This window comes from Vibrio sp. STUT-A16 (assembly GCF_026000495.1).
Lineage (GTDB): Bacteria > Pseudomonadota > Gammaproteobacteria > Enterobacterales > Vibrionaceae > Vibrio > Vibrio diabolicus.
Window position 1 is genome coordinate 1,301,316 of sequence record NZ_AP026765.1, and the last position, 23,522, is coordinate 1,324,837.

General features: G+C 44.5%; 16 protein-coding genes and 4 tRNA genes. 14 read left to right on the top strand and 6 right to left on the bottom strand.

Annotated features, from left to right (window positions below):
• Positions 1–415: 415 nt before the first annotated feature.
• From uvrY to nspC, 10 genes are all read left to right on the top strand, one after another.
• Complete coding sequence (gene uvrY / locus OO778_RS06170) at positions 416–1,060, top strand: UvrY/SirA/GacA family response regulator transcription factor (RefSeq protein WP_005386783.1); 645 nt, start codon at positions 416–418, stop codon at positions 1,058–1,060.
• A gap of 1 nt (position 1,061) precedes the next feature.
• The gene (gene uvrC / locus OO778_RS06175; RefSeq protein ID WP_074191534.1) at positions 1,062–2,894 is read left to right on the top strand and encodes an excinuclease ABC subunit UvrC; all 1,833 of its coding nucleotides are present in this window, start codon (positions 1,062–1,064) and stop codon (positions 2,892–2,894) included.
• Between the two features lie 46 nt (positions 2,895–2,940).
• Positions 2,941–3,498, top strand: a complete 558-nt coding sequence (pgsA, locus tag OO778_RS06180; RefSeq protein WP_005394805.1) for a CDP-diacylglycerol--glycerol-3-phosphate 3-phosphatidyltransferase — start codon at positions 2,941–2,943, stop codon at positions 3,496–3,498.
• Positions 3,499–3,962: 464 nt separating this feature from the next.
• Positions 3,963–4,036 (top strand) — tRNA-Cys (locus tag OO778_RS06185).
• Between the two features lie 37 nt (positions 4,037–4,073).
• Positions 4,074–4,149, top strand: a tRNA-Gly gene (locus tag OO778_RS06190).
• A 77-nt stretch (positions 4,150–4,226) separates the two neighbouring features.
• A tRNA-Leu gene (locus tag OO778_RS06195) sits at positions 4,227–4,313 on the top strand.
• A 13-nt stretch (positions 4,314–4,326) separates the two neighbouring features.
• Positions 4,327–4,402: transfer RNA gene (locus OO778_RS06200), tRNA-Gly, on the top strand.
• 911 nt (positions 4,403–5,313) lie between these two features.
• The gene (locus OO778_RS06205) at positions 5,314–8,190 is read left to right on the top strand and encodes a pyridoxal phosphate-dependent class III aminotransferase (protein WP_264911046.1); all 2,877 of its coding nucleotides are present in this window, start codon (positions 5,314–5,316) and stop codon (positions 8,188–8,190) included.
• A gap of 18 nt (positions 8,191–8,208) precedes the next feature.
• Positions 8,209–9,453: a carboxynorspermidine synthase gene (locus tag OO778_RS06210; protein WP_005394799.1), complete on the top strand. Its 1,245-nt coding sequence runs from the start codon at positions 8,209–8,211 to the stop codon at positions 9,451–9,453.
• 103 nt (positions 9,454–9,556) lie between these two features.
• On the top strand, positions 9,557–10,690 hold the full coding sequence (gene nspC / locus OO778_RS06215; RefSeq protein ID WP_005394797.1) for a carboxynorspermidine decarboxylase: 1,134 nt from the start codon (positions 9,557–9,559) through the stop codon (positions 10,688–10,690).
• A gap of 78 nt (positions 10,691–10,768) precedes the next feature.
• On the opposite strand, the gene OO778_RS06220 is transcribed toward nspC, so the two are convergent.
• Together OO778_RS06220 and OO778_RS06225 are read right to left on the bottom strand one after the other, a co-directional pair.
• Positions 10,769–11,281 (bottom strand): ACT domain-containing protein, encoded by a 513-nt coding sequence (locus OO778_RS06220; RefSeq protein WP_005394795.1) that lies wholly within the window; start codon positions 11,279–11,281, stop codon positions 10,769–10,771.
• Positions 11,282–11,507: 226 nt separating this feature from the next.
• Positions 11,508–12,410, bottom strand: coding sequence for a DUF3943 domain-containing protein (locus OO778_RS06225; protein WP_031780425.1), 903 nt, complete (start codon positions 12,408–12,410; stop codon positions 11,508–11,510).
• 193 nt (positions 12,411–12,603) lie between these two features.
• Between OO778_RS06225 and OO778_RS06230 the strand changes: the two genes are divergently transcribed.
• Positions 12,604–13,836, top strand: a complete 1,233-nt coding sequence (locus OO778_RS06230) for a CinA family nicotinamide mononucleotide deamidase-related protein (protein ID WP_170902993.1) — start codon at positions 12,604–12,606, stop codon at positions 13,834–13,836.
• Positions 13,837–13,931: 95 nt separating this feature from the next.
• On the opposite strand, the gene yfaE is transcribed toward OO778_RS06230, so the two are convergent.
• From yfaE to ubiG, 4 genes are all read right to left on the bottom strand, one after another.
• Complete coding sequence (gene yfaE / locus OO778_RS06235) at positions 13,932–14,213, bottom strand: class I ribonucleotide reductase maintenance protein YfaE (protein WP_005376817.1); 282 nt, start codon at positions 14,211–14,213, stop codon at positions 13,932–13,934.
• Positions 14,213–15,346 (bottom strand): class Ia ribonucleoside-diphosphate reductase subunit beta, encoded by a 1,134-nt coding sequence (gene nrdB, locus OO778_RS06240; protein ID WP_005376818.1) that lies wholly within the window; start codon positions 15,344–15,346, stop codon positions 14,213–14,215. The genes yfaE and nrdB overlap by 1 nt, the downstream gene beginning before the upstream one ends.
• Before the next feature lie 81 nt (positions 15,347–15,427).
• Positions 15,428–17,710: a class 1a ribonucleoside-diphosphate reductase subunit alpha gene (gene nrdA, locus OO778_RS06245; protein WP_005394788.1), complete on the bottom strand. Its 2,283-nt coding sequence runs from the start codon at positions 17,708–17,710 to the stop codon at positions 15,428–15,430.
• 501 nt (positions 17,711–18,211) lie between these two features.
• Positions 18,212–18,919: a bifunctional 2-polyprenyl-6-hydroxyphenol methylase/3-demethylubiquinol 3-O-methyltransferase UbiG gene (gene ubiG / locus OO778_RS06250; RefSeq protein ID WP_074191519.1), complete on the bottom strand. Its 708-nt coding sequence runs from the start codon at positions 18,917–18,919 to the stop codon at positions 18,212–18,214.
• Positions 18,920–19,388: 469 nt separating this feature from the next.
• On the opposite strand from ubiG, the gene gyrA reads away from it, so the two are divergent.
• The 3 genes from gyrA (at position 19,389) to OO778_RS06265 (ending at position 23,452) form a co-directional block, all read left to right on the top strand.
• A complete protein-coding gene (gyrA, locus tag OO778_RS06255) occupies positions 19,389–22,109 on the top strand; it encodes a DNA topoisomerase (ATP-hydrolyzing) subunit A (protein ID WP_005394780.1) in 2,721 nt (906 codons plus the stop codon).
• Positions 22,110–22,232: 123 nt separating this feature from the next.
• A complete protein-coding gene (locus OO778_RS06260; RefSeq protein WP_258685201.1) occupies positions 22,233–22,856 on the top strand; it encodes a hypothetical protein in 624 nt (207 codons plus the stop codon).
• A gap of 41 nt (positions 22,857–22,897) precedes the next feature.
• The gene (locus OO778_RS06265) at positions 22,898–23,452 is read left to right on the top strand and encodes a hypothetical protein (protein ID WP_264911050.1); all 555 of its coding nucleotides are present in this window, start codon (positions 22,898–22,900) and stop codon (positions 23,450–23,452) included.
• Positions 23,453–23,522 lie beyond the last annotated feature (70 nt).

The following is a 23,522-nucleotide window of genomic DNA, read 5'->3' on the forward strand; positions in this document are numbered from 1 at the left end:
TTAGAAAACTTGAAGAACGCTAGTTTAACATTAAGAACTGTAAAAATAACCAGTAAAGAAAACGGTTCAAATTTTTGCTGGAATTAGTGATTACCAGTTAGCCTCTGGTGCAAGAGGGACAGTGTCATTTTAAGTTATAGCGTGTTTCTCTGGGCAATATGAAACCTAGTTACTTGATTTATTGTACTTAATGTTGTTAATTGTCTTTTCTTAGATTTCGGTTCTGCTCATCACGCTCTGAAATAATAGAGTGGTTTATGAATAAGTTCTTGCTAAAGTTTGCGTTTCAGCACATATTCATAGAAAGCAATTTTTTGTCGATTACGTTAGTATATAGGCAGTCATACTGATATCCACATTTAACAAATAATGGTTATGTGGGTGCAGAACCAATACAAAGTGTGGAGATACAAGTTTGATAAATGTTTTCCTTGTAGATGATCACGAGCTGGTTCGCACAGGGATACGACGTATTATTGAAGACGTCCGTGGAATGAACGTAGCAGGAGAAGCTGACAGCGGTGAAGATGCAGTAAAATGGTGTCGCAGTAATCATGCTGACGTCGTTTTAATGGACATGAACATGCCAGGAATTGGTGGCTTGGAAGCCACTAAAAAAATTCTTCGCGTGAATCCTGATGTGAAAATCATCGTACTTACCGTTCATACAGAAAACCCGTTTCCAACCAAGGTGATGCAGGCAGGTGCGTCTGGTTATTTAACCAAAGGTGCTGGCCCTGATGAAATGGTGAATGCGATTCGTGTAGTTAATAGTGGGCAGCGTTACATCTCACCAGAGATTGCGCAGCAGATGGCATTGAGTCAATTTTCTCCAGCCTCTGAGAACCCTTTTAAAGACTTATCCGAACGTGAATTGCAGATCATGCTTATGATCACCAAAGGCCAAAAGGTAACGGATATTTCTGAGCAACTTAATTTAAGTCCAAAGACAGTCAACAGCTATCGCTACCGACTCTTTAGTAAATTGGACATTAATGGTGACGTTGAGTTAACTCACTTAGCGATTCGCCACGGAATGCTGGACACCGAGACCCTTTAGCGTGAATCCTCCCTTCGATTCGGCTTCCTTTCTCAAGACAGTAACTCATCAGCCCGGCGTTTACAGAATGTACAACGCCGAAGCTGTTGTAATCTACGTAGGTAAAGCCAAAGATCTAAAAAAGCGCCTTTCAAGCTACTTTCGAAAAAAAGTAGACAGTGAGAAAACTCGCGCGCTTGTCAGTAATATCGCAAAAATAGACGTCACAGTGACTCACACTGAGACAGAAGCGCTCATCTTAGAGCATAACTACATCAAGCAGTATTTACCGAAATACAATGTTTTGCTGCGAGATGATAAGTCTTACCCTTATATCTTTATTAGCGGTCATAAGCACCCACGGCTTTCTATCCACCGTGGCGCCAAGAAGCGCAAAGGTGAATATTTTGGCCCCTACCCAGATTCTGGTGCAGTAAGAGAAACATTGCATTTGCTGCAAAAGATATTACCTGTGCGCCAGTGTGAAGACACTGTCTATTCCAACCGAACGCGCCCATGTTTGATGTACCAAATTGGCCGTTGTGCAGGGCCATGCGTTGATACCATCATTTCTGATGAAGAATACGCAGAGTTGGTTGGCTTTGTGCGCATGTTTTTGCAAGGCAAAGACCAGCAAGTACTCAAACAACTGATCGAGAAAATGGAAGTTGCCAGTCAGCAATTGCGCTTTGAAGATGCCGCTAAATTCCGCGATCAAATTCAAGCGATTAGACGTGTTCAAGAGCAGCAGTACGTCTCAGAAGACAGCATGGATGATATGGATGTACTCGGGTTTGCTCAGGAGAATGGTATCGCGTGTATCCATATCCTGATGATACGCCAAGGCAAAGTGCTTGGTAGCCGTAGCCATTTTCCGAAAATCCCACAAAATACAAGCCAGCAGGAAGTGTTCGATAGTTTTCTGACTCAATACTATTTGAGCCATAACGAAGCACGTACAATTCCTTCTCGTATTATTTTGAATCAAGAGTTGGCAGAAGATATTGCGCCAATACAGAAAGCGTTAAGTGAAGTGGCAGGTCGTAAGGTTCATTTCCATACCTCGCCAACTGGCTCTCGAGCAAGGTATCTCAAGCTTTCGAACACGAATGCACTAACGGCGATTACCACCAAAATCAATCACAAGATGACGATTAATCAGCGTTTTCATGCGCTTCGCGAAACATTGAAGTTGGAGTCTATTGCTCGAATGGAGTGTTTTGATATCTCCCATACCATGGGGGAAAGTACGATTGCATCGTGTGTGGTGTTCAACAATGAAGGCCCCGTTAAGCAGGAGTATCGTCGCTATAACATCACTGGGATTACCGGTGGTGACGATTACGCTGCAATGGGACAAGCGTTGGAGCGCCGTTATTCGAAGCAATTGGACGTAGAGAAAATTCCCGACATCATCTTTATCGATGGTGGTAAAGGTCAGTTAAATCGTGCGCATGATATTATTTCGCAATATTGGGGTGATTGGCCAAAGCGTCCCATCATGATTGGTATTGCGAAAGGGGTCACTCGCAAACCAGGCTTAGAAACGCTGATTACAGTCGATGGGGACGAGTTTCATTTACCAAGCGATGCTCCAGCGCTGCACCTTATTCAACATATTCGTGATGAAAGCCATAACCATGCTATAGCGGGGCATCGTGCTAAGCGAGGTAAAACCAGACGTACGAGTGCACTTGAAGGGATTGAGGGAATTGGCCCTAAACGACGTCAGGCGTTACTCAAGTACATGGGTGGGTTACAAGAACTTAAACGTGCAAGTGTCGAAGAAATCGCCAAAGTACCGGGAATAAGTCACTCTTTAGCAGAAATTATTTTCCAAGCATTGAAACAATAAGGAAAATCGCGCAACATTAAGCCGCAATGTGTAAGAGAATAATAAAATGCGTTTGAATATCCCGAACATTCTGTCTCTTCTTAGACTGTTCCTAATCCCTGTTTTTGTGGTTGTCTTTTATCTACCTTATTCATGGGCACCGTTTGCAGCAGCAATGGTGTTTTGGGTAGCGGGTTTTACTGACTGGCTTGACGGTATGTTGGCCCGTAAACTTGGCCAAACTTCTCGTTTTGGTGCGTTTATTGATCCTGTTGCTGATAAAGTGCTAGTGGCAACGGCATTGATTTTAATCACGGAACATTACCATTCAATTTGGGTGACCATTCCTGCGGTAACGATGATCGCGCGAGAAATCATTATCTCAGCATTGCGAGAATGGATGGCTGAAATCGGTAAGCGAGCCAGTGTTGCGGTATCTTGGGTTGGCAAAGTAAAAACTGTTTCGCAAATGTTCGCCTTATGGGTGTTGATATGGCGTTACGATGAATGGATGGTTTGGCTAGGCTTTGCAGCATTGTATGTGGCAACTTTCTTGACGTACTGGTCAATGATTCAATATTTAGCAGCTGCGAAAGACGATCTGTTGAATGAAGAGCATCATTAAATTCTGATATTAGAAAGCAGGCTTAATAGCCTGCTTTTTTGTATCTAAGATAATCTACAGCATTTCTTTGCTTCTCACGTTTTTCAATGCTTGCTAACAGTCATGCTTGAAATTTGTATCTGGGGCTTTTGCTTCGATAGAGTTCCATATGTGATCTAAGTCTTGTTTTCGCCCTTGGAGAGTCTCAGAGAAGCGAGCCTCCTGATTATTAACGCTTCAATACACGTAACGCACGGCCATCAGTGTAAGGCGTAGCCAAAGCTTTATGATAAACAAGTGTATTTAAGCGATTTTTAGTATTAAAACTAAGCAATCCACCGTCTTTCGCACAAATTCTAGTCAAACGATTTAAAAAAATAAAAATAGTATTGACTCGATCGCTCGAATCCGTAGAATGCATCCCGTACCCAAGAGAGCACAGCTCAGTAGGGTGGTGAAAAAAGCTTAGCTTTATTCACAGATTAGGCGCCTTGGCAGAGTGGCTATGCAGCGGATTGCAAATCCGTGGACCTCGGTTCGACTCCGGGAGGCGCCTCCATTATTCTTTTGAGAGTGAATAGCTTTCGAGAATAAATGCGACACTAGCTCAGTTGGTAGAGCGCAACCTTGCCAAGGTTGAGGTCACGAGTTCGAACCTCGTGTGTCGCTCCAAATTTTATTGATATGGCGTTAGCGGTATCAGATGGTGTTTTACTTTTCTGTAAAGGCATCACAAAGAATATTTGTGTGCCCTGGTGGTGGAATTGGTAGACACAAGGGATTTAAAATCCCTCGACGTTCGCGTTGTGCCGGTTCAAGTCCGGCCCGGGGCACCATCTCATATTAAATGCGACACTAGCTCAGTTGGTAGAGCGCAACCTTGCCAAGGTTGAGGTCACGAGTTCGAACCTCGTGTGTCGCTCCAGGTTTAAGGCCCAGCATAAAAATGCTGGGCCTTTTTTGTATTTCTTAAAATCTTAAATTTCTTCTTCGCGATGTATTTCTTTAAGCACTGAGCTCCTTCAGCTTACTAACTTAACTCCTTGTTAATTTTAGCCATAGCAACGTCACTTCATGGCCATACCTATCCGACTAGTTTAAGTTTAGTCAATCAAAGTTCTGTGAATAAAGACTCATCGATTTAGGCTGAGCAGTAACGTAAATACTAGCTCTGTTAAATGCCTTGGATACTGAAAATAATGTTCTACGATTAAAGAGTGGTATGTTCATAAACCGTTTTGGTTCATGGCGCTGATATTGTAAGGATATTTGTTTAAATAACAGGTATTTGAGAAAAGAAGAAAAGCGTTGTAGATGAGTATGAATGTACAAATATCACTAGGGGGAACTTTGTTGTGATTTGCGTCACTGTTACTAATATGAAAAATCGTTGCCAGAAGATTTTATTTTGTGATAAATTCGCGCGCAATCTCGGAGCGTAATTAACAACGTTTGATCTCTGGGGGATACGCGTAGTGACCATTCAAGCTGATTGTGACACTGCGTAGGGTAGGTATCGGCAAAGCCTTTTGTCGATAGACGGGATACTAATGCTGTAAAAGCGGCATATTAATGGGAAACCCAACATTGAAACCTTTGAATAAACACACACTAATCAGCTTCATACTGCCGAAATGTCCTGTTTTACAAAACGGGTGCATTACGGAACCTTGATTAATCCCTTTTACATATAAAGTCACGAGTATCGTGGCAAATGATCTGTATTTGTCATTTTGCACTGACAAATGCGGAGGGGTATACACACCTCCTGTAACTTCATTCCAATGATTATTAATACAGGATATAGAATTATTATAATTCAAGGGATTATGTAGTATGAGCACTGCCTTTGAAGTCGATAGCAATATCGCAAACATTTTTTCGTCTCAGGTTCCTATCGTCGAGGGAACGTATGACTTAACGCCAGATCAAGTATTGATTGATCAGGCTGAGCATGAATCTGAAGTACGTTCTTATCCACGTCGCTTGCCAATCGCAATCAAACAAGCTTTTGGTTGCTTGGTTGAAGATACACGTGGACAGATCTTTTTAGACTGCCTTGCGGGGGCGGGCACTCTAGCTTTGGGGTATAACCATCCTGAAATCAACCAAGCTCTGAAAGAGCAATTAGATTCGGGTCTGCCATATCAGACGCTAGATATTGCAACATCAGCAAAAACGACGTTTATTCAATCTGTTAAATCTTTTCTTCCTCAAGAGTTAAGTGAGAACAGCGTTATCCAATTTTGTGGTCCGTCTGGAGCCGATGCAGTTGAAGCCGCGATCAAGCTCGCGAAGCAGACTACTGGTCGCAACACCATGTTTGCTTTTCGTGGCGCATATCATGGTATGACTAACGGCACAATGGGAATGATGGGCAACCTAGGTACGAAAGCGCGTCGAACTGGTTTAATGTCAGACGTGCACTTTATGCCTTTCCCATACAATCTGCGTTGTCCATTTGGGCTTGGCGGTGATGAAGGTGCGAAAGCAAGTATTCGCTATATCGATCGTCTTTTAAACGATGATGAATCGGGCATTATGAAGCCTGCTGCGATCATCGTTGAGCCAGTGCAAGGTGAGGGTGGTGTTGTTCCTGCGCCAGCATTCTGGCTGCGAGAGTTACGTCGTATTTGTGATGAACACGGTATCTTACTGATCTTCGATGAGATCCAGTGTGGTGTTGGTAAAACTGGCTACAATTTCGCATTTGAAGAGTCGGGCATTGTTCCAGATATCCTGTGTTTATCAAAAGCTATTGGCGGTGGCTTACCAATGTCGCTATTGGTTATCAACAAGCAGCATGATACTTGGAAGCCGGGCGAACACACAGGTACGTTTCGTGGCAATCAGTTAGCCATGGTCTCTGGTGCGAAAGCATTAGAAATCATCCAGCGTGACAATCTGGCTGAGCATGCCAATATTGCGGGCCAGTATTTGCGCTATGGTCTTGAAAGCATTCAAAAGCGCGTGAACTGTATCGCAGAAGTACGTGGCAAAGGTTTGATGCTTGGTGTGGAGATTAAAAATCCAAACGGTGAGCTCAATAAATTTGGCGAACCTCAAGCGGATAGTGAACTCACTCTTTCCATTCAACGCGCAGCACTTGAGCGTGGCTTGATCGTTGAGAAAGGCGGACGTGAAGGTGCAGTAATTCGCTTCCTTCCTCCTCTTATCATCTCGTTTGAGCAAATCGACTTTGCTTTACGTGTATTTGAAGACGCGATTTTAGCAGCAGGCGGTAGTCACATCGAAACTCAGCCACAAGATGAATGGAAGAAGCATTTCATCCACACTGGAGAGTTGGGCAGCAATGAGTTTGCTTCGGTGATGAATCACACTACGACAGCAATGAAATCAGTGTTTGAACAGGTTGCTGCACCATACTCAGGTATGGATCCAAAAGCATTGGAAGCAGCGATCCATGCTGTTGATCTTGACAATAAAAATGCGCCTCTCAAAACGGTTATTGATGATGCAGCCGAGTTGGTCGCGAAAAACGCGATTTTTACTCAACATCCAGATTGTATCGCTCACCTTCATACTCCACCGTTGATGCCTGCTATTGCCGCAGAGGCAATGATTGCGGCTTTGAACCAATCAATGGACTCATGGGATCAAGCTTCATCAGCGACTTATGTTGAACAGAAAGTTGTGAACTGGCTATGCGATAAATACGAGTTAGGTGAAAAAGCAGACGGTATCTTCACGAGCGGCGGCACGCAAAGTAATCAAATGGGTTTGATGCTTGCGCGTGATTGGATTGCTGACAAACTCAGTGCGCACTCAATTCAAAAGCTTGGCCTTCCTGAATACGCAGACAAGCTGCGTATTGTATGTTCGAAAAAATCCCACTTCACGGTTCAAAAATCAGCGTCTTGGATGGGGTTGGGTGAAAAAGCGGTTATGACCGTCGATGCTAATGCCGATGGAACGATGGATGTCACTAAGTTAGACGAAGTTCTAAATCAGGCAAAAGCAGAAGGTTTGATCCCATTTGCAATTGTCGGCACAGCGGGCACAACGGATCACGGTGCTATTGATGACCTAGACTTTATCGCCGATATGGCAGCGAAACATGACATGTGGATGCACGTCGACGGTGCATACGGTGGAGCTCTGATTCTAAGTAGCCAAAAAGCCCGTCTGAAAGGTTGTGAGCGTGCACACTCCATCAGCGTAGACTTCCACAAGTTGTTTTACCAAACCATCAGTTGTGGCGCGCTGTTGGTGAATGACAAGTCTAACTTTAAATTCCTGCTTCATCACGCAGACTACTTGAACCGCGAACACGACGAACTACCGAACTTGGTGGATAAGTCTATTGCTACAACTAAGCGTTTTGATGCGCTCAAAGTGTTTATGACGATGCAAAGCGTGGGGCCAAAAGCCCTAGGCGATATGTACGATCATTTGCTTGATCAGACGCTTGAAGTTGCGGACATGATTCGAGATAACAAACACTTTGAGTTGTTGGCTGAACCATCGCTATCTACGGTTCTGTTCCGCGCGACACATGAATCAGCGGATCTTGACGAACTGAACAAAACGTTGCGCTTAGAAGCGTTAACACGCGGTATCGCGGTATTGGGTGAAACCATTGTCGACGATAAAACTGCGCTTAAATTTACGATTTTGAACCCGTGTCTGACGACGGCGGACTTTGAATCTTTGCTCTCAAAAATCAATACGCTAGCGGCAGAGCTAGTTTAACAAAGGTAACGGAAAACTATGGCAATTCTACAGATTGGTGCAGGCGGCGTTGGCTGGGTAGTTGCACATAAAGCAGCACAAAACAACGACGTTCTGGGTGATATCACAATCGCATCACGTACCGTAGGTAAGTGTGAGAAAATCATCGAATCGATTCAGAAGAAAAACAATCTGAAAGATTCAACTAAGAAACTAGAAGCTCGTGCGGTAAACGCGGACGACGTAGATTCTTTAGTTGCTTTAATTAAAGAAGTGCAGCCTGACTTAGTGATCAACGCGGGTCCTCCTTGGGTGAACATGTCTATTATGGAAGCATGTTACCAAGCTAAAGTGTCATACCTTGATACATCTGTTGCGGTTGATTTGTGCTCTGAAGGCCAACAAGTACCTCAAGCTTACGATTGGCAGTGGGGCTACCGTGAGAAGTTTGAAGAGGCGGGTATCACAGGTATTCTTGGTGCCGGTTTCGATCCGGGCGTAGTATCGGTGTTTGCTGCATACGCGGTGAAACATCTGTTCGATGAAATCGATACTATCGACGTAATGGATGTAAACGCAGGTGACCACGGTAAGAAGTTCGCAACTAACTTTGACCCAGAAACGAACATGCTTGAGATTCAAGGTGATTCCTTCTACTGGGAAAACGGCGAGTGGAAACAAGTACCTTGTCACTCACGTATGCTTGAGTTTGAATTCCCGAACTGTGGTTCACATAAAGTGTACTCAATGGCGCACGACGAAGTTCGATCTATGCAAGAGTTCATCCCGGCGAAACGCATTGAGTTTTGGATGGGGTTCGGTGACCGTTACCTGAACTATTTCAACGTAATGCGCGATATTGGTCTACTCAGCCCAGACCCACTGACGCTGCACGACGGCACGGTAGTCCAACCTCTACACGTATTGAAAGCGCTACTGCCGGACCCAACATCTCTCGCACCAGGTTACACAGGCTTAACGTGTATCGGTACTTGGGTACAAGGTAAGAAAGACGGTAAAGATCGCAGCGTATTTATCTACAACAACGCAGATCACGAAGTTGCATACGAAGATGTTGAACACCAAGCTATCTCATACACCACTGGCGTACCTGCGATCACCGCGGCTTTGCAGTTTTTCCGTGGTAAGTGGGCAGACAAAGGCGTGTTCAACATGGAGCAGCTAGATCCAGACCCATTCCTAGAAACCATGCCATCGATTGGTCTAGATTGGCATGTTCAAGAACTGGAGCCAGGACAACCTGTTATCCATAAATTGAAGTAAGAATTTAGCGACTCTTATTTGTACGTTTAAGCCGATGCACTTGCGTCGGCTTTGTTCGATTTTATAGTGCCTTTGCTAAGGCGAAGGGACGTAAGGTATCAAAATGCAACAAAACGAACTAAAAACGCCATACTTCATGATCAATGAAGACAAGCTGATTGAGAACCTAGAGAAAGCAAAACAGCTAAAAGACATCTCTGGTGTGAAGCTTGTATTAGCACTGAAGTGCTTCTCAACATGGGGTGTATTCGACATCATCAAGCCTTACCTAGACGGAACAACCAGCTCTGGCCCGTTTGAAGTGAAGCTTGGCTACGAAACGTTCGGTGGTGAGACACACGCATACAGTGTGGGTTACAGCGAAGATGACGTTCGCGACGTGGCGGACATCTGTGACAAGATGATCTTTAACTCTCAGTCACAGCTAGCGGCTTATCGTCATATTGTCGAAGGTAAAGCATCGATTGGCTTGCGACTAAACCCAGGTGTGAGCTACGCAGGGCAAGACTTAGCAAACCCAGCTCGTCAATTCTCTCGTCTTGGTGTTCAGGCTGATCACATCAAACCGGAAATTTTTGATGGTATTGATGGCGTAATGTTCCACATGAACTGTGAGAACAAAGACGTGGATGCGTTTATCGGCTTACTCGATGCTATTTCAGAGCAGTTTGGCGAGTACCTAGATAAGCTGGACTGGGTAAGCATGGGTGGCGGCGTGTTCTTCACATGGCCGGGGTACGACATCGAGAAGTTGGGTTTAGCGCTTAAAGCATTCTCAGAGAAACACGGCGTACAAATGTATCTAGAGCCGGGTGAAGCGATCATCACTAAGACAACCGATCTTGTTGTAACAGTGGTTGATATTGTGGAGAACGTGAAGAAGACGGCGATTGTCGATTCAGCAACAGAAGCTCACCGTTTGGATACGCTTATCTACAACGAGCCAGCGTCCATTCTTGAAGCATCTGAAAACGGTGAACATGAATACGTGATTGGATCGTGCTCTTGTTTAGCTGGTGACCAGTTTTGCGTGGCGAACTTCGAACAGCCTCTCGAGATCGGACAGCGTCTGCACATTCTAGATAGTGCAGGTTACACCATGGTGAAACTGAACTGGTTCAACGGTCTACGTATGCCTTCGGTTTACTGTGAACGCTCGAATGGTGACATTCAAAAACTGAATGAATTTGACTACTCTGATTTCAAACGTTCACTATCTCAGTGGTCAGTGAAATAAAACGTATCGAGTATTAGAACGACAAAGAGCAGCTGAATTGCTGCTCTTTTTTATTGGGGAAGCGTGAAAGGTATGCAGTTAGCTTTCTACAATTACACGAGTGTCTTCACTCAGAGATTCTAACTCATTAGCCACGTCCTCAATCTCTAGCTCGCTAGGCAATTTAATCGCCATTTTTGCGCTGAATAAGCTGGAGCTTACCCCACCGCCGCCTGCAATGAATACGCGTTGGCAATCCATATCTAGAATTGAAATGCCTTGATTATCGAGAACGTGAGTAATTTCATTCACAATACCTGCTCTATCGTTGGCATCTAAGCGAAGCTGAAAGATAGTGTCTTCACGATGCGAGTGAGGATCCGAGTCAACGAACCTAACCACAAGAGTTTGACATGAAGAGAACGCCTCTTTAACGATGTCGGCATTTTCTCTTGGAAGCTCTACTTTGATGACACCTGCAACTTGATCTTCGATAAAGTTTACTTTGCTTATCAGCCATTTACCGCCATTTTCATGAGTAATTGCTGCGAGCTCTTTGATGGTTGCGGGTGACGCTTGTCCGACAAAATTAACAATAAATACGGTGTTCATAATGTCCCCTCCTGGAATAAGGTTTGGACGCAGTACGAATAAACGTGCTACTTAAGTTATTGGAATAAATCTTTTTATTTAGTTTAGGTGCTAGGAGAGGGTTATGTTTGATGAAAGTCAATTTTTGACACTAATTCGTGAAGCAAATAATTAAAACGATGTTTAGGGCACAAAAAAGCAGCCATCATAAGGCTGCTTTTCTACTGAGTATCAACTCAAGTCAAGGCTAAAATGTTACTTTTAGTTCGACACCGTAAAATTGGCTATCGTAGTTGGCGCCTGCGTCCATTGCGAATTTTGCGACGTCTTGGTTACCAAACCAAGGTGATGAATTAAATTGTAGTTCTGCACTACCGCCCCATGCATCGGTTACCCAATAATGGATATGCCCAACAGGGTTTAGGAAGAAGAGTGATACATCACCGACGGTTTCAGAGCCCATGACTTCGCCGCCGTTTGCTACAATATCTTGCTCAGCAGTGAGCATCATTTCGCCAACCACAGCACCAAAGAATGGAGTGATAAAAATATCCTGCCAAGATGGCACTTCTGCAAATGCTTCTACTCCGTACTCCCAAAAGAACGTTGACATGGTTGCGGAGTACAAGAATGACTGAAACTCGTTATAGCCAGCGTGGCGTGCGGCTGTGTAGTAAACGCCGCCAAAATAAGGATGCATGATGTAGTTGAGGACATGTTCATCACGATCCCAAACAGGCCCGTCAGAGACATTATCTTTCCATTTTTGACCCAGCTTACTCATGTCTCGGTCTTCTTCGTCCCACTTAGTGATGCTTTCTGGAAGGAAAGTCATCATACCAACGGTTGCGATACTCAGGCCAAGAATGGTGTAGGTTTGACCCATGAGGTAATCCCAGTCTTTATCTTGAGGGATAATGAGATGTTTAGGCTGAAGCCCTGCATCAAGATTTAATGAATCATCATTATTCTGTTCAAACATAAGACCGCGATTTTGAGACTCGAAGGTGTACAGAGTCGTCGTTTCGCAGTAACCTGACAAGCAATCAGGTGTGTAAGAAAACTCCGTATGACTGGTCATATCGTACTGACTTGCGTGCGCAAGCGCTGACGAAGTCAAGCAAAGGCCAGTTAGAGTTTTCTTGAACATGGATGATTTTGACACAAAGGTCTCCGAGTTGATGGTGTGATGATCGGGCTCGCAATTATCCCTCAAAACATCAACCATTTAAATACTTGATCCTTATTTAGTCCCAATATATCTCGTCGAGATTCGTCCAAATAAAAAGAAAAATAAGCACTATAACGAATAATAGGATTGTGCTTATGTTCAGGAGTCAGTTGTGAAAATAGCAATGCTTAGTACCGGTGAGGAAGTGCTCCACGGTGATATTGTTGATACTAATGCGGCATGGTTATCTAGCCTGTTTTATCAACATGGATTTGGCTTAACAAAGCGCTCAACGGTTGGTGATAGCCTGTCGAGCTTGGTTGAAGAGTTTTTAATGTTGAGCTTCAACAATGACGTGGTGATCGTGAATGGTGGTTTAGGGCCAACGACCGATGATATGAGTGCGGCCGCCGCAGCGAGAGCTGCTGAGTGTAAACTCGTGCTTTTCAAAGAGTGGTTGCAGCATCTAGAAAGTTTGTATGCTCGACGTGGCATCCCAATGCCAGACAGTAACTTAAAACAAGCCATGCTACCAGAAACGGCTGAGATTCTGGATAACCCGATAGGCACGGCCTGTGGTTTCAAGATGCTGATTAATGATGCCATTTTTTATTTTACGCCGGGTGTGCCAAGTGAATTTAAGCTTATGGCAGAGACGCAAATTTTGCCTGATCTGAGAAGAGCTTTTCCAGAGGTGCAAGGTTCATGTTGTAGTCGAATCTATACGTTCGGCCTTTCCGAATCCGGCATCTCGGACAAGCTTGATCAGCTAAAACTTCCTCAAGGGTATGAGCTTGGTTATCGCTCTTACTTACCTTTTATTGAAGTGAAACTCTTTGGCCCTTCTGACCAGCTTGAACAGCGTTTGAAGTTGGTACAGATGATCAATAAGCATCTTGAAAGCAATACCGTTAGTATTGATTTACCTATGGTTGAAAATGTCGGCCAGCTGTTGGTGGATAAAGAGTTAACCGTGTCGGTTTCCGAAAAAAGCAGTGGTGGATACTTAACTTATTGGTTAAATAGTGATGAAAAAGCTGAAAGGCAACTTGGACATGGTTGGGTACTACCAAGCCAGACTCAAGCGATGAGCAACAGCGGAGACCCATTAGCAGAAACGTTTGCTCTGGCAGGAGCGACGCGAGAGAAGTGTGGGACGGATTTATCACTCGTCACTGGCGATATTGAAGAGGGTGTTTTTTCCGTCGCTTTATCGACACCGTCAGGCGAGTGGGGAGCGTTATATAAACTCTCGAAAAAGTATCAGCGCAATGATCAAGTTAAAGTGATCAGCACGGCAGCACTAGACTTGTTGCGTCGTTACCTAGAACGTAAACCGATGTTTGCACATTATGCATTTTTAGAGAAAGTTAAAGAGATGCATCTCCCAGGTAGTGCTTTATAACCAGAGACCTATAACAGCCTGAGAGATAAAACACGTAGATACAAAAAAGCCAAGGTAATCACCTTGGCTTTTGCGTTTTATACCGTCGAGTCACGTTATGCGCGCTGCTTTTCTTTCATCGCGTAGTTAACGCCACTGAGTGACAAATCCGATTTTGCTTTACAAATACAAGGTAATATCTCATCACTTTGCGTGTAAGCCATGGCAAAACCAACATACTCCACTTCACCAGATTCCAACTTGCAGCGACAAGCGCCACAGTGCCCATCACGACAGTTGTATTCTGGTAGTAAGCCAGCTTGCTCCATTGTTTCCAAAATTGTATTGGAAGGGTTGGATTCAATACTGATGAGTTTGTTGATTTTGAGTGTTGCCATTACAGCTCGAATCCTTCGAAGTCGTCTGCGCGAACTTCATTGTCAATTTGACCCACAAGGTAAGAAGAAATCTCCGCTTCTTGAGGTGCAACTTGAACGTTATCTGAAGACAACCAAGCGTTAATCCATGGGATTGGGTTGGTTGTTGCTTCTGGATAAGCTGCAGGTAGACCTACTGCTTGCATACGGATGTTGGTGATGTATTCAACATATTGGCTTAGGATGTCTTTGTTTAGACCGATCATAGAGCCATCTTTGAATAGATACTCTGCCCACTCTTTTTCTTGCTCAGCCGCTTCTTTGAATAGGTCAAAACAGTCTTGTTTTGCTTCTTCTGCGATTTGCATGAAAGTGAAATCATCCTGACCGTTACGTAGCAAGTTGATCATGTGTTGCGTACCGTTCAGGTGAAGCGCTTCATCACGTGCAATCAGCTTAATGATTTTCGCGTTACCTTCCATTAGCTCACGCTCAGCGAAAGCGAATGAACATGCGAAACTAACGTAGAAACGGATGGCTTCTAGTGCGTTAACAGACATCAGACAGATGTACAGTTTCTTCTTCAGATCGTACAGACTAACCTTAACCGTTTCACCGTTAAGGACATGCTCACCTTCACCGTAGCGATGGTAATCATTTGTCGCTTGAATCAAATCGTCGTAGTAGTGCGCGATGTCTTTTGCACGCTTCAGGATGTGCTCGTTCTCAACGATATCATCAAATACCACAGCAGGGTCGTTCACGATGTTACGAATAATGTGCGTGTAAGAACGAGAGTGAATCGTTTCAGAGAAAGACCAAGTCTCAATCCAAGTCTCTAGTTCCGGCAGAGATACAAGCGGCAGCAGTGCCACGTTAGGGCTACGACCTTGGATAGAGTCTAGAAGCGTTTGGTACTTCAAGTTAGAGATGAAGATGTGCTTCTCGTGATCTGGCAGTTTGTTGTAATCGATACGGTCGCTAGATACGTCTACTTCTTCTGGACGCCAGAAGAAAGAAAGTTGTTTCTCGATAAGCTTTTCGAAAATCTCAAACTTTTGTTGGTCGTAGCGTGCAACGTTTACTGATTGACCTAGGAACATTGGTTCCTTCAATTGGTCATTCTTTTTTTGGTTAAAAGTACTGTAAGCCATAATGCCTCAATTCCTTTTAAACCTCCCCATAAGGGGAGGTTATCGATAGTCTGTCTTTACGGAGTGTTAGGTGCGGGTAGATTAAATCTTACAACCGCCGCCAGCACAATCGTCATCTTGTGGTTGAACAGCGTCTTTCTGTTCATCTTTTGCGCCATCACGAGTGTTATGGTAGTAAAGCGTTTTCACACCAAACTTGTACGCTGTTAGCAGGTCTTGAAGTAGTTTCTTCATTGGTACCTTGCCAGTCTCGTAACGTGACGGATCGTAGTTAGTATTAGCAGAGATAGCTTGGTCAACAAACTTCTGCATAATACCCACAAGATGTAGGTAACCGTCGTTCGAACCGATGTTCCAAAGCAGTTCATAGTTGTCTTTAAGTTCAGTGAACTCAGGTACAACTTGCTTCAGAATACCGTCTTTCGAAGCTTTTACTGAAACATAACCACGTGGTGGCTCAATACCGTTAGTAGCGTTTGAAATCTGAGAAGAAGTCTCAGATGGCATTAGCGCAGTCAGTGTTGAGTTACGTAGGCCGTGCTCCATAATTTCTTTACGTAGGCTGTCCCAGTCGTAGTGCAGCGCTTCGTCACAAATTAGGTCGATATCTTTCTTGTATGTATCAATCGGCAGTAAGCCTTTCGCGTAGTTCGTTTCGTCGAATGAAGGACACTTGCCTTGCTCTTTTGCCAGTTCTACCGATGCTTTTAGTAGGTAGTACTGCATTGCTTCGAACGTACGGTGAGTCAGGCCATTTGCGCTACCGTCAGAGTATTTCACGCCATGTTTCGCTAAGTAATAAGCGAAGTTGATCACACCAACACCTAGCGTACGACGGTTCATCGTCGATTTGTATGCCGCTGGTAGAGGGTAATCTTGGTAATCAAGTAGTGCATCTAGCGCACGAACAACAAGATCAGATAGCTCTTCGAAATCATCTAGAGACTTGATAGCACCAAGGTTGAAGGCAGAAAGCGTACATAGTGCGATCTCTCCCGAGTCATCTTCAACGTTAGTTAATGGCTTCGTTGGTAGTGCGATTTCTAGACATAGGTTCGATTGACGAACTGGCGCTACTTCAGAATCGAATGGGCTGTGAGTATTACAGTGGTCCACGTTCTGAATGTAGATACGGCCTGTTGATGCACGCTCTTGCATTAGCAGAGTGAACATTTCAATCGCTTTAACCGTTTCTTTCTTGATTGAAGGATCGTTCTCGTACTTCACGTATAGACGCTCAAACTCTTCTTGGTTTTCGAAGAATGCGTCGTATAGACCTGGTACGTCTGAAGGTGAGAATAGTGTGATGTTGCCACCCTCAACCAAACGTTGGTACATCAGTTTGTTCAGCTGTACACCGTAGTCCATGTGACGAACACGGTTCTCTTCAACACCACGGTTGTTTTTAAGCACCATTAGGGAGCGAGCTTCGCCGTGCCACATTGGGTAGAATACAGTCGCTGCGCCACCACGAACACCACCTTGCGAACAACATTTGACTGCGGTTTGGAAGTATTTGTAGAACGGGATACAGCCAGTGTGGAACGCTTCACCACCGCGAATCTCTGAGCCTAATGCACGGATACGACCAGCGTTGATACCAATACCAGCGCGCTGAGATACGTAACGAACAATCGAGCTTGCTGTTGCGTTGATAGAATCAAGACTGTCGCCACACTCGATCAGAACACATGAGCTGAACTGGCGAGTAGGGGTACGTACGCCAGACATAATTGGCGTAGGTAGAGAAATCTTAAATGTCGATGTCGCATCGTAGAAACGCTTGATGTAATCAAGACGCGTTGCTTTTGGATATTTCGCAAATAGGCACGCTGCTACAAGGATATATAAGAACTGAGCACTTTCGTAAATTTGGCCCGTTACACGGTTTTGTACGAAGTACTTGCCCTCTAGCTGCTTAACTGCCGCGTATGAGAAGTTTAGGTCGCGTTTATGGTCGATGTACGCATCAAGTTCGTCGAGTTCTGCTTTTGTGTAGTCTTCTAGAATATGTTGATCGTACTTACCCATATCGACGAGGCGAGACACGTGATCATAAAGCGTTGGTGGCTCGTATTGGCCATACGCTTTTTTACGCAGATGGAATACCGCTAGGCGAGCAGCTAGGTATTGGTAATCCGGAGTCTCTTCAGAGATCAGGTCTGCCGCAGACTTGATGATTGTCTCGTGAATATCTGTCGTTGTGATGCCGTCGTAAAACTGGATGTGAGCGCGAAGTTCTACTTGAGAAACCGAAACATTATCTAGACCTTCTGCAGCCCAAGTGATAACGCGGTGGATTTTATCCAGATCGATACTTTCTTTACGGCCATCACGCTTGGTGACGGTAAGTTGTTGGTTCATTCTGCTTTATTTCCCTAAGAAAACTGATAAAAGCCGTATTTTTGTTTGTTTATGTGCAATATGAGTAAAGCTTGCGGCGGCTTTGTGATCAAAGTCTATCTATATATTGTCGCTTAAACACAACATATAGGGGTTCATTTGTTTGCGGGTTACAAGATAGTGCTATTACACTGATTTATCAAGGTACAGATCGGGGATGACTTGTGGATAACTGACAAAATGAAAAAAATCAGTAAGTGAACACTAACCGATGAGAAAAGGGCAGACTTGAATGGTTAAAAGCACGGTTTTGAGATCGGTTTAGAAATAACCGCATGCAAAAATATTTTCCTTGATCTTTGGCCGTTTTTATCTACGAAAAATAGGTTGGTTAAAATGGAATCTAGAGCACGAATTTTAGGCATAAAAAGACAAAAAAAGCGGCAACTTTGTGCTACCGCTTTCGATTCATTTTCTACAAAAAATGTCAATCACAAAACGCATTTTTTAACATAACGGCGTTCAGTATTTTTTAGTATGAACGATGTAGTTTACATCTACATTACGGCCGAGTTTGTAACTGTCATTAAGAGGGTTGTAATGCAGGCCCGTAATGCCCATTTCCGTTAGGTCTGTTTGGTCTATCATCTTCATCATTTCGGCAGGCTTGATAAACTTCTCGTGCTCGTGAGTCCCCTCAGGAACAATCTTAAGAAGCTTCTCTGCACCGACAATAGCAAACAAGTATGACTTGATGTTTCGGTTCAAGGTTGAGAAAAACACGTGACCACCGGGTTTGACTAGCGCAGCACAAGAGCGGATAACGGAGAGAGGATCTGGAACGTGTTCAAGCATCTCCATACAAGTCACAACATCGTAAGTTCCTGCGTTTTCTATAGCGTGGTCTTCTATTGTGCTCTGAATGTAGGTCAGTTGAGTACCGGTTTCTAGTGCGTGGAGTCGCGCGACTTCTAAAGGTTCTTTGCCCATATCAAGTCCAGTCACAATAGCGCCTTCTTTCGCCATGCTTTCAGCAAGAATGCCACCACCACAGCCGACATCAAGTGTGCGCTTGCCAAACAAGCCATTTGCTTTTTCAAGTACATAGTTCAAACGAAGGGGGTTAATTTGATGAAGTGGCTTAAACTCGCCTTCTAAATCCCACCATCGAGAAGCCATGTCCTCGAATTTCTTAATTTCACTTGGGTCGACGTTTTGTGCTTTAGTCATAATTGGTTTTATTGCATTCAATCTGAGTCCTTTAGAGGGCGTCAGTATACTCCAACGTTTTATAACCAAACAACCTCGACGTGCTTAGTGAAGGGACAATGACAGAGTTCACTGGTGCGGCAACAACAGGCTCCTGTAACTTTGAAAGGGCTTGCATGTTTTTGGTTCATCCTTGAACTAGTGCCAGTGACAATACTCTAAAACCTGCATTTTCGCGTTGTGTGGTTAAAGGAATTTACCTCGCTTTTCCGCGTAAAGAGTCCGATTTTGCTCAATATTGACCGAAATATAACCACTAATCAGAAAGATATGGGATGAGTGTGCAAATTCTCGACATTTGATTCATAACCAAGCTCACAACCTGATAAAAGGAGAGGGAAAGTGATGCCGAAGTGATGAATTGTGTGTTATATTTTTGCACCTTACACGTATCGTAATTACGATCAGATAATAGAGGGATAATGGCTCTATGAGCGATTTAGCTAAAGAGATCACGCCCGTAAACATTGAAGATGAGCTTAGAGGTTCATATCTAGACTATGCGATGTCAGTCATCGTGGGTCGTGCTCTTCCAGATGTGCGTGATGGCCTAAAACCAGTACACCGCCGCGTTTTATTCGCGATGAACGTACTAGGCAACGATTGGAACAAACCATATAAAAAATCAGCCCGTGTTGTCGGCGACGTAATCGGTAAATATCACCCACACGGTGATAGTGCTGTGTACGACACAATCGTACGTATGGCTCAGCCGTTCTCGCTTCGTTACATGCTGGTCGATGGTCAAGGTAACTTTGGCTCGATCGATGGCGACTCTGCTGCGGCAATGCGTTACACCGAAGTTCGAATGGCAAAAATTGCCCATGAACTATTGGCTGACCTAGACAAAGAAACCGTAGACTACGTACCAAACTACGACGGTACTGAGCAGATCCCAGCGGTTCTTCCAACTAAAATTCCAAACCTATTGGTTAACGGTGCTTCTGGTATCGCAGTAGGTATGGCAACCAACATCCCGCCTCATAACCTTGGCGAAGTGATCGATGGCTGTCTTGCATACATCAATAATGAAGAAATCACTATTGATGAACTAATGGATTACATTCCTGGTCCTGATTTCCCAACGGCGGCGCTGATCAGCGGTCGTAAAGGCATTGTAGACGCGTACAAAACAGGTCGCGGCAAAATCTACATGCGTTCGAAAGCGGACATCGAAGTGGAGAAGAATGGTAAAGAAACCATCATCGTCACTGAGATCCCATACCAGGTAAACAAAGCTCGCTTGATCGAAAAGATCGCTGAGCTAGTTAAAGATAAGAAAGTTGAAGGCATCAGTGCACTGCGCGACGAGTCAGATAAAGATGGTATGCGTATTGTTATTGAATGTAAGCGCGACGCTGTGGGCGAAGTGGTTCTAAACAACCTATACGCTCAGACTCAGTTGCAAACCACTTTCGGTATCAACATGGTGGCCCTAAACAATGGCCAACCACAGCTATTCAACCTGAAAGATATGTTGAAGTGCTTCGTTGATCACCGTCGTGAAGTTGTGACTCGTCGTACTATTTTCGAACTACGTAAAGCGCGTGAACGTGCCCACATCCTTGAAGGTTTAGCGCTAGCGCTTGCCAACATTGATGAAATCATTGAGCTTATCCGTAAGGCGCCAACACCGGCTGAAGCAAAAGCGGGTCTTATTGCTCGTGGTTGGGATTTAGGCAACGTTTCAGCAATGCTAGAGCGTGCAGGTACTGATGCAGCACGCCCTGAGTGGCTAGAGCCTCAATATGGTATCCGCGATGGTCAGTACTTCCTGACTGAGCAACAAGCACAAGCAATTCTAGATCTACGTTTACATAAACTAACAGGTCTAGAACACGAGAAGATTCTTGGCGAATACAAAACACTTCTAGAAGAAATCGCTGAACTCATGCATATCCTTGCAAGCACTGAGCGTTTGATGGAAGTGATCCGCGAAGAACTTGAAGCGGTTCGTGACGGCTTTGGTGATGCTCGTCGTACAGAAATCACAGCTGCGAGCCATGATATCGACATGGAAGAGCTGATCGCACGTGAAGACGTTGTGGTTACTCTATCGCACGGTGGTTACGTTAAGTACCAAGTACTGAGCGACTACGAGTCACAGCGCCGTGGTGGTAAAGGTAAGAGTGCGACCAAGATGAAAGATGAAGACCACATTGAGCGTCTTCTAGTGGCGAATACCCACGATAATATCTTGTGTTTCTCTACTCGCGGTAAAACATACCGTCTGAAAGTTTACCAATTGCCTCTAGCGAGCCGCACTGCTCGTGGTAAGCCAATTGTGAACATCCTTCCACTAGAAGAAGGTGAGCGCATTACCGCGATTCTGCGTGTTGATGAATTCTCTGAAGACAAATTCATCTTCATGGCAACAGGTGACGGTACGGTTAAGAAAACGCCGTTGAACCAATTTGCAAATGTTCGTTCAAATGGTCTGATTGCGGTAAACCTACGTGAAGACGATTCGTTAATCGGTGTGGATATCACTAACGGCGAAAACGAAATCATGCTGTTCTCTAAAGCGGGTAAAGTGGTTCGCTTTAAAGAAGCAGAAGAAATTCCAGTACTTGACGAAAATGGTAAGCCAGTTCTTGATGAGAATGGTCAGCCAGAGATCAAGTTTAAAGGTGTTCGTCCTATGGGTCGTACCGCCTCTGGTGTTCGTGGTATGAAACTGGCTGAAAATGACCAAGTTGTATCACTTATCGTTCCTTCGCACGAAGGCGACATCCTAACAGTTACAGAAAACGGTTACGGTAAACGTACAGCGCTGAGTGAGTACCCGACAAAAGGTCGTGGCACTCAAGGTGTCGTTTCTATCAAAGTTTCTGAGCGAAACGGCCCGGTAGTTGGTGCTATCCAGGTTGTTGAAGGTGATGAAATGATGATGATCACCGACGCTGGTACACTAGTACGTACTCGTGTGGGTGAAGTTAGCCAGGTTGGTCGTAACACGCAAGGTGTAACGCTTATCCGTACTGCGGAAGACGAATCTGTTGTTGGTTTGCAACGTATTGAAGAAGTTGATGACGAAGAGCTGCCTGCTGGTGAAGAAGCAGAAGCGTTAGAGTCAACAGACGAAAATACGCAGCAAGATACTCCAGAAGCGCCAGCCGCTGATGATGCAGAGGAAGGTAACGAAGAGTAATCTTTCGTTACTATTCTAATGTAAAAAGCCGAGCCTCAGTTGCTCGGCTTTTTTGTACCTGTATCAACGCAATACAAGCATTAAACCAGTACACTAATACTCAGTTTGTCTAGGGAGCGCGTTATGTCTGTTTGGTTTTTCATTGCCATCACTTTGATGGGATTATTCGTCGTCGTATTATCGCTCAGCGCTTCAAGAGTAAGAGCGGCACAATGGTTCGGTTTTTGTGCTTTGGTACTAGTGTTAACCAGCGCTAGCTTCTTATTGTTGCGTCAATCTCCTCCACAACCTATTCAAGCTGAAGTCTCTCGAATGATGACTGCTCGCGATATCATGCAGGAAATTCAAGACCAATTGCGTGAAGACCCAAACAATGCCGAATTGTGGTTTCAGCTAGGGCAGGGCTACCTGCTAGAGGGAGAACTGGATGGCGCGCTGATTTGTTTTGATTACGCCATCCAACTGACTGAGCCAGTCGGTGCCACGCAACTTGCTGCGAAAGCGACGACCTTATACTACATTCACCAGCAATCAATGACGCAAGAAGTCAGTTTGCTTCTAGAACAAGCTTTGCAGATAGAACCGTATAATGAAGCGGCTTTGTCGTTGATCGCCAATGATCATTTTCTGTCATTCCGCTTTCAGGAAGCCATTGATACTTGGGTGCTATTACTCGACTCGAACGATCCAAGCTTGGATCGAGTACAAATTATTAACTCGATCAATAAAGCGAAAGAGCTGTTGTAGGCGTAGACTCTAATAAGTAATAGAAGAAAGGTGGGGGACGAATGAAGAATAAAGCGTTCGGAATATTGATGGTGCTGTGCGGCTCCGTGTTAGTGGGTTGTAGCTCTTCCGAACATTCTGGCACCTCATCTACGGTTTATTACTCTTCCGGTTATTACGACCCTTGGTGGTACGATCATGATGACTACTGGATTTATTACTATCCGGGTTGTTGCGACAACGACGATGAATACAAAGAGAAACTAGAAGAGTGGTGGAATGGCTTGGATGAAGAGCAACAGCAATCCATCAAAGACAGAGTCGAAGATTGGAAAAACGATGATATGTCCGCCAATATCGATAGCATGAAGCGACAGCTTGACGATCATTGGCAATCGCTGCCTGACGAGCAAAAGCAGGAGATTCAAACCAAGTGGGAGAACCGCCCCGAGCGCATCGAGTCTACGGCTTTACAAGACAAAGCCGTGGCAGAAAAGCTTCAACAAAGAAAAGCATTGCCGGAAACGAAGATCCAGCGCCCAGTTACACGCCCAAATGTGCAGGTGCCTAAAACACGTCCACATATTCAGCCTAGGCCGAGACTTCCTCGTCGCTAATCTGTTTTCCTCTGCCTTCTATCAAACAAAAAGGGCGCAACGTGCGCCCTTCGTTTTATCCATTTAACCT

What these genes read in the sequence shown, in the direction of transcription:
- ubiG (WP_074191519.1), bottom strand. Translation starts at nt 18,919, where the DNA reads ATGACTAAAGCACAAAACGTCGACCCAAGTGAAATTAAGAAATTCGAG.
- OO778_RS06220 (WP_005394795.1), bottom strand. Translation starts at nt 11,281, where the DNA reads ATGAACACCGTATTTATTGTTAATTTTGTCGGACAAGCGTCACCCGCA.
- OO778_RS06205 (WP_264911046.1), top strand. Translation starts at nt 5,314, where the DNA reads ATGAGCACTGCCTTTGAAGTCGATAGCAATATCGCAAACATTTTTTCG.
- nspC (WP_005394797.1), top strand. Translation starts at nt 9,557, where the DNA reads ATGCAACAAAACGAACTAAAAACGCCATACTTCATGATCAATGAAGAC.
- gyrA (WP_005394780.1), top strand. Translation starts at nt 19,389, where the DNA reads ATGAGCGATTTAGCTAAAGAGATCACGCCCGTAAACATTGAAGATGAG.
- OO778_RS06210 (WP_005394799.1), top strand. Translation starts at nt 8,209, where the DNA reads ATGGCAATTCTACAGATTGGTGCAGGCGGCGTTGGCTGGGTAGTTGCA.
- yfaE (WP_005376817.1), bottom strand. Translation starts at nt 14,213, where the DNA reads ATGGCAACACTCAAAATCAACAAACTCATCAGTATTGAATCCAACCCT.
- nrdB (WP_005376818.1), bottom strand. Translation starts at nt 15,346, where the DNA reads ATGGCTTACAGTACTTTTAACCAAAAAAAGAATGACCAATTGAAGGAA.
- nrdA (WP_005394788.1), bottom strand. Translation starts at nt 17,710, where the DNA reads ATGAACCAACAACTTACCGTCACCAAGCGTGATGGCCGTAAAGAAAGT.
- OO778_RS06260 (WP_258685201.1), top strand. Translation starts at nt 22,233, where the DNA reads ATGTCTGTTTGGTTTTTCATTGCCATCACTTTGATGGGATTATTCGTC.
- pgsA (WP_005394805.1), top strand. Translation starts at nt 2,941, where the DNA reads ATGCGTTTGAATATCCCGAACATTCTGTCTCTTCTTAGACTGTTCCTA.
- OO778_RS06265 (WP_264911050.1), top strand. Translation starts at nt 22,898, where the DNA reads ATGAAGAATAAAGCGTTCGGAATATTGATGGTGCTGTGCGGCTCCGTG.
- OO778_RS06225 (WP_031780425.1), bottom strand. Translation starts at nt 12,410, where the DNA reads ATGTTCAAGAAAACTCTAACTGGCCTTTGCTTGACTTCGTCAGCGCTT.